Here is a 13,967-nt window from a genome sequence, read left to right as displayed (position 1 = left end):
AAATTGGAATTTAGGATTTAGAGCTTGGAATTTTTACTTTTATAACATTAAACACAAAATATTATGGCAACAATTACTGCTGCAGACGTAAATAAATTAAGAACAATCACTGGTGCAGGTATGATGGACTGCAAAAAAGCCTTGGTTGAAGCAGAAGGAGATTTCGATTTAGCAATTGAAAACTTACGTAAAAAAGGACAAAAAGTAGCTGCAAACCGTTCAGATAGAGAATCTACTGAAGGTGCTGCAATTGCTGTTGTTAATGCAGATAAAACTGCTGGTGTTGTTATCACATTAAACTGTGAGACTGACTTCGTAGGTATGAATGAAAACTTTGTAAAAATGGCTACTGAAATGGCTAATTTAGCATTGACCTTCAATACAAAAGAAGAATTTTTGGCTGCTGATTTCAACGGAATCACTGTTGCTGAAAAATTAATCGAGCAAACTGGAGTTATTGGAGAGAAATTAGAAATCAGAACTTTCGAGAAATTAGAAGGTGCTTTTATCGGTTCTTACATCCACTCTGGAAACAAAATCGCTACTTTAGTTTCTTTATCTGCAAACATCGCTGGTGCTGACGAAGTAGCTAGAAACATCGCTATGCAAGCTGCAGCTATGAACCCGATTGCTTTGAACGAAGCTGGTGTTGACGCATCAATCATCGAGAAAGAAATCGAAATTGCAAAAGACTTATTGCGCCAAGAAGGAAAACCAGAAGCTATGTTGGAAAACATTACAAAAGGTAAAATTCAACGTTTCTACAAAGACAACACCTTGGTAAATCAAGATTACATCAAAGATAACGCCTTAAGCGTTGCTGCTTATGCAAAATCTTTAGACAAAGATCTTATCGTAACAGGTTTCAAAAGAGCTGCTTTAGGATAATCTAAATTAGATTTAAAATATAAAAAAACCCATCTTGTTTCATTACGAGATGGGATTTTTGTTTAAAATCATTTCTGGAGTTTTTACAAAATGACTTTCAATTCATCCTCAAACTAGAATCCCTTGCTATAATACTCGTTTCAAGCTCGATTGTTCTAGGAATGAACACCTTCCCTTCTTTGTGGCAAAGCATTTCTTCGAGCAATAAGGCAAAAGCAGCAACTCCCATTTCATAGCTGGGCTGATCAACCGTACTTAATTTTGGTGTTATTACTTGCGACATAAACCAATTACTGAAACCAATTACCGCAATTTGATTGGGCACTTGAATCCCCTTTTCATTAAAATACGCCAAAACGCCAACCGCAACCAAATCAGTAATCACAAAAATTCCGTCCACATCTGGGTGTTCCGCAAGAATTTGTTTAGCAAACTCGACTCCTTCTTCAAAAGTGACATTCTTGCACGTATAAACCAATTTAGAATCGTAAGGAATACCATTGTTTTCCAACGCTTTTTTATAACCCAGAAAACGATCAATCGCATTTTGAGGGTTTTCAGGACCTCGAATATGCGCGATTTTTTTACATCCTTTGTCTATTAAATGCTGTACTGCTTCCATCGCCGCTTTTTGGTCTTTGATAACAACCTTTGAACTCGGAATTAATTTAGAAATTTTATCAAACTGAACGAAAGGAATCTCTTTTCTGAGGATTTCTTTGATATGAGAATCATTATTGGATTCATTAGAAAGCGACATTATAATTCCGTCAACTCTTTTATTAATTAAAAGCGCCACTTGTTTCTTCTCTAATTCCAAGGATTCATTTGATTGCAGAATAATAACCAGATACCCGTTTTTCTCGGCTTCGGCGATAATCCCGTTAATTACATTCGAGAAAAAATGATGGACTACTTCAGGAATAATTAATCCAATGGTTTTAGACTCTTTCGTCCGAAGATTTACAGCAAAACTATTGGGGGTATAATTGAGTTCTTCGGCCAAAGCAAGCACTTTTTCAATAGTTTTTTTACTAACATCGGGCTTGTTTTTTAATGCTTTCGAAACAGTGGTAATAGATATTCCTAAAGTTTCTGCAATTTCTTTTAGAGTTGTCTCTTTCATTTAACAATTATTAGATTTTTTGCAACTATTCAGCACTATAACTTTAGACACTAAGCAACCAAGTTACTAAGATTCTAAGTTAAAGAAAAAATAGCTACAAATAGCTTTATTCCTTTTTTACAAACCTGGTGTATTAATCCTAGATTTTCGAGATAATTATTTTGTTCGCTTTCAAATCCCCTCTTAAAACTGAATACTTTCTGAACACATACAATTTACTATTCAATATAAAATCGCAAACGTTTGCATAGTTTTCGCAAACGTTTGCAATAGGATTTTTGTATTATTTCTATAAGCTAAAACTACATTTACAATAAATTAACGTTAAATTTATTAATCAAACAATTTTAAACCATGAAAAAAACCATTTATTTATTAAAAAAAAGTAAATTGATTATAGCACTATTGCTATTCAATTTGGCTTTTTCCCAAAACTCCACACTATCAGGGGTTGTTACCGACGCGAAAGGTAATCCTATTGCAGGGGTAAATGTCACCATTCAAGATACAGAAAAGACAACTTCAACCAGTTTTGACGGGAAATATGAATTTTCAAATCTACAAAACGGAAACATTGTTGTCATAGCATCCTTTATTGGTTATAAAAGAAAACAAACTTCTGTCAGCGTTAACGGAAATACAACTCAAAATATCTCTATTGACGAAGACGCAAATCAATTAAACGATGTAATTATCACAGGCGTTGTTAGTCCGAGAACTAAAATCAAGTCCAGTGTATCTGTCACTTCATTAGGAGCAAGACAAATAGAACAAGCAGCACCAAGATCTACTGCTGAAATTTTTAGATCAATCCCAGGTATTCGTTCTGAATCATCTGGCGGAGAAGGAAATTCGAATATTTCTGTGCGTGGTGTACCAATTTCCTCTGGAGGATCTAAATATTTACAAATTCAAGAAGATGGACTACCAGTACTTTTGTTTGGAGACATAGCTTTTGCAACTGCCGATATTTTTACTCGATTTGACGGGAATGTAGCAAGAATTGAAGCCATTCGTGGTGGATCTGCTTCTACATTATCCTCTAACTCTCCTGGCGGAATCATCAACTTTATTAGCAAAACCGGAAAAACGGATGGCGGAATGATGAGAACCAGTTTTGGTTTGGATTACAACAATTTTAGAACCGACCTAGACTATGGCGCCAAAATTGGAGAAGGTCTTTATTTTCATGCTGGTGGGTTCTACAGAGCTGGCGAAGGCGTAAGAAAAACGGGTTCTACATCTAATAACGGCGGACAAGTAAAATTCAATATCACAAAAGAATTTCAAAAAGGGTCAGTGACTATTTATGCCAAATTCTTAAACGACAAAGCGGTTGCTTACATGCCTATGCCTGTGCAAGTAACGGGAACAAATGCAAATCCTACTTGGGAAAATGTTAGCGGTTATGATGCTACAACGGGTGCTTTGCAATCCATTTATTTGAACCATAATGTAGGACTTGGTACAGATGGCGAATTAAGAAGAGGAAAAGTTGCTGATGGAATGAACCCTGTTTCAAAATCAATTGGTGTTAGTGCTGCATTCGATTTAGATAATGGTTGGAAAATAAGCGAAAACGGTCGTTATTCTGCTAATAGTGGTGGTTTTATCGCTCCATTTCCAGCAGAAGTTAGCTCGGCTTCAGCAATTGCTACTTCCTTCGGAGCAGGATCTACTTTGACTTATGCAAATTCAGGAGCTCCCTTTGACAATCCAAATGGGTTAGTAAACAGAATACACATGTTTGACACTCAATTAAATGATTTTAATAACTTTATGAATGATTTAAGAGTAATAAAAAAATATGAGAAAATAGGAATCACTGCTGGTTACTTCAAATCTATTCAAAACATTTCGATGTCGTGGTTGTGGAACTCTTACCTTCAGGAGGTTTCGGACAATAATCCACGACTTATAAATGTAACCAATGCTGCTGGAACGCTATTGTCAGAAAACGGCTTGTATGCTTATGGCGTACCTGCTTGGGGCAACTGTTGTACCCGAAATTACGATACTCAATACAATGTTTCGGCTCCATACGTAAATATAACTGTTGATGCAACAGAAAACCTTTCGCTTGAAGGAGGTTTACGTTATGACATGGGTAAAGTTTCGGGTTCATTCGCAGGTAATTCACAAACGATCTACGACATCAACAATGACGGCGTTATTTCTACTCCAGAAAAGAGCGTTTCTGCTATAAATACAGCAAAAGAAACCGCCGTTAATTACGACTATGATTATGTGTCTTATACTTTGGGAGCTAACTATTTATTAACACCAAAACAATCTCTTTTTGCCAGATATAGTAAAGGTGCTTCTGCAAAAGCGGATCGTATTTTGTTTTCAGGATTGGATTATTTAGATGGGAATAAAATCAACGCATTAGACTTTTTGGCACAAGCTGAAATCGGTTATAAACAAAAATTCTCTAAAGGATACGTTTACGCAACTGCTTTTCATTCTAAAACAGACGAACAAGGTGGGTATGAAGCTACCTCAAACAGCATCATCAAAAACAATTATAAATCTTATGGTTTAGAGTTAGAAACATCTTATAGTGTAAATGATAATTTTAGTGTAAACGGAGCTGTAACCTACACAAAAGCAGAAATTACATCCGGCGACAACAAAGGAAACGAAGCCAGAAGACAGCCAAAACTAATGTATAATTTCATGCCGACGTACCGTTTTTTTGACAACAAAAATACAATTGGGTTGAGTTTTATTGGTCAAACCAAAGCTTTTGCTCAAGATTCAAATCTACTTGTAATGAATGGTTTTGTAATCGTAAATGGTTTTGTTGAATTTGAAATCACAAAAGGGTTTTCAATAAATCTTTCAGCAAACAACCTATTTGACACCCTAGCAATTACCGAATCCGAAGAAGGAAGTATCACAGAGAACACGGTAAACAATGTTAGAGCAAGACCTATGCCAGGAAGATCAATATCTATGGCTTTGACTTACAAATTTTAAAAGTATATTTTGTTTTAGTTAGTTGACAATTCCTGTACTTTAAAAATACAGGAATTGTTTTTAATAAAATCCATAATTCTTATGCGAAAAATGTTTTGGATTAATTGATTTACTTATAAACGGTATTATATGACCTTTAAATATATCGAAATGAAAAAAAAAGTCAGTTTGTTTTTGCTGTTTTTTACTCTTTTTCAATTTAATTTGAAAGCTCAAGCTATTGAAAAAATAGGGAAATTGAATGAAGAAACAAAAAAAGTAATCCTTATTTACGGCAGTCCAGATTGCCATTATTGTACCGATACTAAAAATATTTTAATCGAAAATAAAATCGATTTCATCTTTTACGATATCGATACAGATAAAGCAGCACTTAATGAAATGCTGGCTAAATTAAGAAAAGCCAACATAAACACAAATAATCTCGGAATTCCAGTGATTGATAAATATGGAGAAGTGTTTACAAACAACACCGCTTTTGATGATTTTATAAAAAAAATAATCCCCTAAGTTATGTTCAAAAAAGCAAAACTGAATTTTTGGCAAATATGGAATATGAATTTTGGTTTTTTCGGAATCCAGTTCAGTTTCGGATTGCAACAAAGCAATATGAGTGCCATATATAAATATTTAGGTGCAGAGGAAGCAAGCTTACCAATGCTTTGGCTGGCTGGGCCTATCACCGGTCTGATAATCCAACCTATCGTTGGCGCTATTAGTGATGGAACTTGGTCCCCAAAATTTGGTCGTAGAAAACCATTTTTTTTAATTGGGGCGTTAATTTCGAGTGTAGCATTATTGGCAATGCCATTTTCAAACACCCTTTTTATGGCAGCGAGTTTGCTGTGGATTTTAGATGCCGCAAACAATTTGGCTATGGAACCTTATCGCGCTTTTGTTGCCGATAAATTAGACCAAAAACAACAATCTTTAGGTTTTTTGATGCAGAGTTTTTTTACGGGTTTAGGTATTACTTTAGCCAATTTTACTCCGGCTATATTGGTTTCCGTAGGGATTTTGGCCATTACCGATAAACTATCCAATGGAATTCCAACCTACACCTATTGGGCGTTTTTTATTGGTGCCTTTGCGTCTATAACATCTGTTTTGCTCTCCGTAATAACAACCAAAGAATATCCGCCTACAGCTGAAGAATTAGCAGTCATTGCCGAAAAGAAAAAACAAAACATCTTTAAAACCGTTTGGGTAGATATTGCAGAAGCCTTTCGAACAATGCCTATAACGATGAAACAACTGATACCGGTAAAATTTTTCACTTGGTATGCTATGTTCTGTTATTGGCAATACATCACTTCAACGCTTTCAATTTCTATTTTTAACACTACAGATCAGGCTTCGGAAGGATTTTCGAAAGCACAATTACTAACGGGAAGTTTAAACGGAACCTATAACATTGTTTGTTTTATGGTAGCCTTTTTGCTAGTTCCATTGGCATTAAAAATTGGAGCAAAAGGAGTCCATTTTTTCGCACTGCTATTAGGCGGAATTGGCCTTTTGTGCATTCCTTTTTTAAACAATGTCGATGTACTGTTTACTATGCACAACCCGTTTGGAGAAAATGTAGCAGTAACAACTATATTTCTGTATTCATTTGGTTTGGGAATTTCTTGGGCGTCCATGATGGCGATGCCGTACCAACTTTTGGCAGGATCCATACCTAAAGATAAGACGGGAGTTTATATGGGGATTTTCAATATGTTTATTGTTATTCCAATGGCGATTCAAGTCATAACCATGCAATATTTTGTATATGATTTATTAGACAAAAATCCAGTTAACGTAATTAAATTGGCAGGTGTGTTTTTAATAATTGGGGCAGTATTAACCCTTTTTATAACCGTTAAAAACAGAAAAGAAGTAACAAACTGATGAAAGATATAGACTACATAAAAGCAATTGAATTACTCCACAACTGCTCGTCTCCCGAAGGTTTTTTGGCGAGTGCTCAAAACATTTCCAATTACAAGAGAGTTTGGGCTCGTGATGGCGTTATTTGCGGATTGGCAGCTTTGGCTTCGGGTGAGGATGATTTGATTGCTACTTTTCAAAAAACATTGGAAACATTGACAAATAACCAACATTATAACGGAACTATTCCCTCCAATGTAATGACCAATGGCCATGAAACCGAAGTAAGTTATGGTGGTTTGGCAGGAAGAGTCGATGCCGTAACTTGGTTTATCATTGGGATTTGTCAATATGCATTTTATAAAAAAGACAACACTTTCGTAAAAAAACACGAAGGAAACATTCAAAAATGCTTGCAGCTACTAGAGGCTTGGGAATTCAATAACAAGCACTTGTTGTATGTGCCACTTTCAGGAAACTGGGCAGATGAATACATTACGGATGGCTATGTCTTGTACGACCAATTACTGAGAATTTGGGCTTTGAAAAGCTATAACCATTTTGCAAAAGACACTTTTATTACAAGCAAAATTGAAAAAATAACAGAACAAATTGAAATTAATTACACCTCAAATTGTATTGGAGAGAAATACCACGAAAGAGCATATAATGAAATGAAAATTCAAAATTTCATGCCTTGCTCTTTTTCTCCTGCTGGTTATAAAACGCAATTTGATGCTTTTGCGAATTCTTTGGCTTTGTACCTGAATATTGGAAATCAAGATTTTCAAAACAGCATTTTGGATTACACTATAAAACTTACGCGTGAGAGACCATTACAATTGATTCCCGCTTTTTGGCCGCCAATTCAAGAGCAAGATTTAGATTGGAATTTACTCAAAAACAATTGCAAATATGAATTCCGGAATTATCCAAATGAGTTTCATAATGGCGGGAGCTGGCCAATGGTTAACGGTTTCTTCGGCTTGGCTTTGCTTGCCAAAGAAAAAAATGATGAAGCCGCAGCACTATTAAACGCTATAAATGAAGCCAATGCCATAGCGAATTACAGCTTCTATGAAAACTTCAACAGCGAAACAAAAGCACCGAACGGCGTCCCTTTTTGCGCTTGGAGTGGAGCGGCAACCATAATGCTGCATCAAAGTATACATACAAATTTTAAGTTTTTAGTCTAAAATGAAAAAAAAGATAGACATTATAAGTGTTGGTGAGGTACTCATCGACTTTATAGGGCATGAAGTGAATACTTCGATCAACAGGACAAAAGATTACCATCGTTTTTTGGGAGGTTCACCCACAAATGTAGCTGTTAATGCTGCGAGATTAGGATTGAAGTCTGTATTAGTCGCCACTTGCGGACAAGATGGTTTGGGAGAATACATAGTTAGAAAATTAAAAGCCAACAATGTAATTACTTCTCAAGTCAGAAAATCAGAAAATGAACCGACCTCGGTTATTTTTGTGTCAAAGTCTACCGGTACGCCTGATTTTATTCCTTATAGAGAAGCCGATTGTCAGATAGATAAGAGTCAAATTTCGGATGAACTTTTAGAATGCGCCAAGATTTTTCATACTACTTGTTTTGCTTTAAGTAAAAATCCAGCTCGTACCACAATTTTAGAAAGTGCCAAAAAAGCAAAAGTTTTAGGTTTGCAAACCAGTATTGATGTTAATTTTTCTGAAAGGATTTGGCCAGACCGAGAGGAAGCTAAGCTTGTTCTAAAGGAATACTTGTCAACGGATCCTTTAGTAAAATTAAGTACGGACGATTGTTACAGACTTTTTGCCGCGGCAAAAACGGAAGATTATATTTTCGAATATTTTCATGCATTAGGCGCCTCAACCATTTGTTTGACAAAAGGGAAAGATGGTGTTGTATTGTCAAATATCACATGTGGTATATTTCATCAAAAAGCGATACCAATTCCAGATATAAAAGACACAACCGGTGCAGGCGATGCTTTCTGGACGGGGTTTTTATACGCACAATTATTGAAGAAAGATTTTGAAGAAACAATTACTATTGCGCAAAAACTAGCCAGTATAAAGCTGCAAAACGTAGGGCGGTTGCCGGATGATATAAATATAAATGAAGAATTGAAATAAAAGAATCTAATGAAGGCGAGGAAGCATAGTCTATTAAGCAGACTTTGTAAACATAGGAGCCATCGGGAGGAGTGAGGTAACATAAAAAAACAAAAGCATCATCGAAAGTATAACCATTGCACAAAAACTGGCAAGTACAAAACTCCAAAACATTAGAACATTACCCGACCACATTGATTTTGATCGACTCTTAAAACAAGCTACTTTAGGATAGGATTTTTAAAATTAACCAATTCAGGTTTTTTGATTTCAAAGAATGTATTAACCCCATCTCGTTTCATTTACGAGATGGGGTTTTTTATTGAATTACAACTCTCTCTAAAGTCTTTTTTGCTCCTCTGTTTTCTCTTTCTCTGCCTTGTTTTTTAATATTTGATTTCCCAGATTATATTTAAAACTAATTCTAAAACTTTGGGTATCGCTGTAATCATAAAAATAATTGTTTTGGTCGGCATATTTTGTAGAAACAATGCTCTTTTCGCCTCTATAAATATCCGAGAGAATAAGCGAAACTTCGGCTTTATTATCCCAAAATTTCTTCCTGCAACTCATCTCCAAACTAGATGAACCTGTGATTGTAAAGGTACCTTGAACCGATGGCGAATCGTACCAAAAATTAACCTCGGCGGTAAAGTCTTTCTTTTTATTGAGATTAAATTGTTGATTGATACTACCATTAAAACCCCAAACATCATTTTTATACAAATTACCATCTAGTCCTTGAAATAAATCTTCTGTATATTTCATTCCTGATTGCAATGCCATTGTCCACCAAGGTTTCAACTCCAGATTACAACTAAAATCCAACCCAACGGCCTGATCTTTTTCAATATTTGTAAAATGATACACCACCATATTTGAGGCATTGTCTTGAAAAGAAATCTCCATCGACGGATTTTTTTCGTTCCTGTAGTACAAATCAAAATTATACTTGCTTTTTAGCGTGTACAGAAAACTAAAATTGTGGGTAATTGTAGGTTGCAAATTAACATCGCCTATAAAGTATGAATACTTATTATAATATGATTTTGAAGGATTCAGCCAACTGTAGTTTGGTCTTGTGATTCGTTTTCCATAGGATATTCCCATTTCATTTCCCTCCGAGGGCTTATACATAGCGTATAAAGTAGGGAAAAGTTTCAAATATTTTTGTGTATTAACTTCTTTCGGATTAACCGAAACACCTTCTAATTGGGTGTATTCGGTACGCAAACCTGCTTTCAAACTCCATTTTTTTAATTCTTTTGAGAAACTGGCATAAGCAGCAAAAATACTTTCGTTATAATCAAAAACATTACTTTTCTCCTGTTTATCAACAAGAATATCAGCTTCCTCTTCTTGAAAAAGCAATTTGTTTTTAGCCTTAACATTCCCGAATTTCAAACCAGATTCGAATGTTGATTGGTCTTTCTCTAAACTATAATCCAATTGCGAGGAGAACAAATTAATGGCCTGACGGTTATCGCTCACAAATCTTGACGTGTATTCTGGTGTCCCCAAAAAGTTAAAAACGGCATTCACATCTTGATTTAAATCATAATTATAATTGGTATAATCCGACGAAAAATTCAAAGATTCCTTTGCTGCCAATTTATGTTCAAAAGACAAATTATAGGAACTATTTCTAGATAAGGGTATCCGTTTATTACGCGTAACGTAGCTCGATTCAATTTGATTTTGATTGTTGTAAATCGTCGTAGGAACAACATAATATCCACTGTTTTTTTGACTGATATAACCATTCGTTCCAAAGGATACTGTATTCAGGCTATCAATTTCATATTCAGCATTCAAACGATAGGTGTTTTGAGATAGTGATTTATTTTTCCTGTTCATGATACTTTTCCAAGTCGTTTGTTGCTCATCAAAAACCACTACGTCTTCTCCTTGGCGCAAGTAGGTACCCGACCCAAACATATAGTTCCCCATGAAAGAAAGCTTTTTTATTTTAAAATATTGACTAGTACTAGCCACATATTTAGCATAAATACTCTGAACATACCCCGTTTTTACAGAACCTTTATAGCCTTCCTTTGTACTCTTTTTCATTTTAATATTCAAAACAGCACTTCCTGACGCTTCATATTTTGCAGGAGGATTTGTAATTACTTCAACCAATTTGATGTCATCGCCATTAGTAGCCTCTAGCATGGTTTTTAGTTCTTCGCCAGTGAGGTATATTTTTTTATCGTTAATAGTAACTAGAATACCTTTGCTTCCCCGAATAGACAAATTACCTCCAGCAACCGTTACACCAGGGGTTTTCTTAAGTATTTCCCAAGCATTATTGTTTGACAGTATCGTATTCTCCACGTTGAATTCCAATCGGTCAATTTTTCTTTCCAATGTAGGTTTTTTGGAACTGACAACCACTTCCTCTAATTTGGTTTCAAGATCATTAAGCGTAATTTCTTTGTTGCTCATATCATTTCCAATAGCGATAATTTCAGAACAAATTGCAAATCCAACTGATTTCACTTGCAACGAATAACTACCTTTTTGAATATTTCCTATTTCAAAAAACCCTTTTTCATTGGTCACTCCAACTTTCCGAACCAAAGTATCCGATTGATTCGTTAAACAAACTGAAGCGAAGGCAATCGGTAACTTTTTATTGTTCACAACGCTAACCGAAAACTTAAAATTTTGCGATAAGCACAACATTGGCATCAGCAGCAGAACAAAAACATATTTTTTCATAGTGATTTATTTTTAATGCAAATCTCAATAATCACTTCCGAAAAGAGGGTTAACAATGAGTTAACGAAGGGTTAATGGCTGTAATCACTACTTTTTAGAACAATTAAATAAACTATTTTTGTGTTATGAAAAATAAGATTTTAATTACTGGCTGCATATTTACCGTTCTTGCTTTGTTGGCAATTCAAGCCTATTTTATTTACAACACCTACCAATTGAAGGAGAATGAATTAACTGCTCAAGTTAAAAAGGTATTAGGAAAATTAGACGATCGGGAAAACAATGCAGAAAATGACTCGATAGATAGCGATTTAAAGGAAATCGTAGTTGATTTTTCGAATGGCAAAATAAACAAAAGTGAATTAGTCGCCAGTTTACAAAAAGCAGAGACTTTCTATGCCAAAACAGCAATTAACTACATCAGCAGTAAATTTAAAAAAACCAATTATCAGATCGGTTTTTCAAAGAATATTAAATCTATTATTGTAAAAAACAAGAACAGAAATGATACTATATTCAATCAAAACACAGAACTTTTTCATACCCAAGAAAAACTAAAGTACAAACATATTTTAAACACAGGAACATGGTCTAGCAGTGGCAGTATAAAAACAAAAAAAGACGGCAAACTAGCCAAAGAGCATCATTATGCATTTGAAGTTGCAAGAATTTCTTACTACAGCATCAATAATTTAAACCAACTCATTTTTTCTGAAATGATAGGCTTGCTTTTGGCTTCCTTTTTCCTGATGTTGTTCGTGATTTTACTGTTTTATTTTTCAATAAAAAATGGCATCAAACAAAAGAAAATCGCCGAAATGCAACGCGATTTCATCAATAACATTACCCACGAATTCAAAACACCTTTAGCGACTTTAAGTATTGCCACCAAAACTTTAAATAAAAATAATTTAGACGAAGAAATGGTAAAAAGTACAGTTGCCATCATTGAACGACAGAATAATCGTTTACAAAACATTGTCAATCAAGTCAATTTTGATTCGCTACTTTTGAATGTCGCCGATTTAAAATTGGAACAGAATATAAACCAAAAAAGTATCGGGAATTGCATCACGGATTTTCAAATCGCCAATCCTGCCATTAAAATCATGAGCGAATTGAATACAGCAACTATCGATTTAAAAATGAGTAAATTCCATTTTAACACCATATTGGTCAATCTTCTTGAAAATGCTGTAAAATACGGAGGTACTCAAATTACTATTACAACAAAAATCGTTGTAAACACTTTCATTTTAAGCATTAAAGACAACGGAATTGGCATTCAAAAGAAAGAACAAAACGCTATTTTTGAAAAATTCTACCGAATTCAAAATGGAGATATTCACAACACCAAGGGATTAGGATTGGGTTTGTTTTATACCCGAGAAATAATAGAAAGCCATCAAGGCAAAGTACATATTGAAAGTCAGGAAAACAAGGGAGCCACTTTTATCATTTCAATTCCAATCTAATGACATATATTCTTTTAGCCGAAGATGATTTTGATTTCGCAACTATCCTAAAACAGTACCTCGAAATTTCAGGGTTTCAAGTAACTTGGGCGAAAAATGGTGCCGAAGCGTTGGCTATTTTCAATAGCAATAGCAATTTCAATGGCAATAATAACAATAACAGCATAGACATTTGCATACTCGATGTAATGATGCCTCAAATGGACGGCTTTATGCTTGCAGAGAAAATTATTACTATAAATCCAGAAATGCCTTTTTTGTTTCTAACCGCAAAAAGTCTTAAAGAAGACAAAATAAAAGGATTAAAACTGGGTGCCGATGATTATATTTTAAAACCCTGCGAAGCTGATGAACTCGTATTGCGATTGCAAAACATATTAAAAAGAAGTCAATCGTCTAATCTAAAATCTACAGAAATAATCCCAATAGGCAAATACCAATTTGATTATCAAAATCAACAATTAATACACCTTAAAAAGACGCAAAGGCTAACCGAAAAAGAGTCTCAACTACTACTCTATTTGCTACAAAACAAAAACGGATTGATAAAAAGGGAAGCTATCCTAAATACCATCTGGGGGAATAATGATTTTTTCTCAGGACGAAGCATGGATGTATTTGTGAGCCGATTGCGAAAATATTTCTCAGAAGATTCCAATATCAAAATAGAATCTATACGAGGGCTAGGATTTGAATTCAAACTCTGTTAATTCAGCATAAGCATTTATTAACATGTCTTGTTCTCAAAAAAAAACAACGGCTAAATAATTCAAATACATACTAACTCCTAATTAAAACCA

10 protein-coding genes are annotated in these 13,967 nt (G+C 34.7%); 8 read left to right on the top strand and 2 right to left on the bottom strand.

From position 1 onward, the window contains the following. The first annotated feature begins 63 nt into the window (after positions 1-63). Positions 64-888, top strand: a complete 825-nt coding sequence (tsf, locus tag FNW52_RS00680; RefSeq protein ID WP_143375487.1) for a translation elongation factor Ts — start codon at positions 64-66, stop codon at positions 886-888. Positions 889-985: 97 nt separating this feature from the next. On the opposite strand, the gene FNW52_RS00675 is transcribed toward tsf, so the two are convergent. After that, complete coding sequence (locus FNW52_RS00675; RefSeq protein ID WP_143375486.1) at positions 986-2,014, bottom strand: LacI family DNA-binding transcriptional regulator; 1,029 nt, start codon at positions 2,012-2,014, stop codon at positions 986-988. A gap of 354 nt (positions 2,015-2,368) precedes the next feature. On the opposite strand from FNW52_RS00675, the gene FNW52_RS00670 reads away from it, so the two are divergent. From FNW52_RS00670 to FNW52_RS00650, 5 genes are all read left to right on the top strand, one after another. Further along, complete coding sequence (locus FNW52_RS00670; RefSeq protein ID WP_143375485.1) at positions 2,369-4,996, top strand: TonB-dependent receptor; 2,628 nt, start codon at positions 2,369-2,371, stop codon at positions 4,994-4,996. Between the two features lie 150 nt (positions 4,997-5,146). Beyond that, the gene (locus FNW52_RS00665) at positions 5,147-5,506 is read left to right on the top strand and encodes a glutaredoxin family protein (RefSeq protein ID WP_185965888.1); all 360 of its coding nucleotides are present in this window, start codon (positions 5,147-5,149) and stop codon (positions 5,504-5,506) included. A gap of 3 nt (positions 5,507-5,509) precedes the next feature. After that, positions 5,510-6,886: an MFS transporter gene (locus tag FNW52_RS00660; RefSeq protein WP_143375483.1), complete on the top strand. Its 1,377-nt coding sequence runs from the start codon at positions 5,510-5,512 to the stop codon at positions 6,884-6,886. Beyond that, a complete protein-coding gene (locus FNW52_RS00655) occupies positions 6,886-8,061 on the top strand; it encodes a glycoside hydrolase 100 family protein (RefSeq protein ID WP_143375482.1) in 1,176 nt (391 codons plus the stop codon). The genes FNW52_RS00660 and FNW52_RS00655 overlap by 1 nt, the downstream gene beginning before the upstream one ends. A gap of 1 nt (position 8,062) precedes the next feature. Continuing rightward, entirely contained in the window at positions 8,063-8,992 is a 930-nt protein-coding gene (locus FNW52_RS00650) for a carbohydrate kinase family protein (RefSeq protein ID WP_143375481.1), read from the top strand. A gap of 318 nt (positions 8,993-9,310) precedes the next feature. Here the strand turns inward: FNW52_RS00650 and FNW52_RS00645 are convergent, their stop codons facing one another. After that, positions 9,311-11,692 carry an outer membrane beta-barrel family protein gene (locus tag FNW52_RS00645; protein WP_143375480.1) on the bottom strand — a complete coding sequence of 794 codons (2,382 nt, stop codon included), beginning with the start codon at positions 11,690-11,692 and terminating at the stop codon, positions 9,311-9,313. 125 nt (positions 11,693-11,817) lie between these two features. Between FNW52_RS00645 and FNW52_RS00640 the strand changes: the two genes are divergently transcribed. Continuing rightward, on the top strand, positions 11,818-13,167 hold the full coding sequence (locus tag FNW52_RS00640; protein WP_143375479.1) for a sensor histidine kinase KdpD: 1,350 nt from the start codon (positions 11,818-11,820) through the stop codon (positions 13,165-13,167). Next, on the top strand, positions 13,167-13,877 hold the full coding sequence (locus FNW52_RS00635) for a response regulator transcription factor (RefSeq protein ID WP_143375478.1): 711 nt from the start codon (positions 13,167-13,169) through the stop codon (positions 13,875-13,877). Before FNW52_RS00640 ends, FNW52_RS00635 begins: the two co-directional genes overlap by 1 nt. Positions 13,878-13,967: the final 90 nt, after the last annotated feature.

Source organism: Flavobacterium sp. ZT3R18 (genome assembly GCF_007097385.1).
In the GTDB taxonomy this organism is placed as follows: Bacteria; Bacteroidota; Bacteroidia; order Flavobacteriales; family Flavobacteriaceae; genus Flavobacterium.
This window is presented reverse-complemented; position numbering and strand designations above follow the sequence as displayed.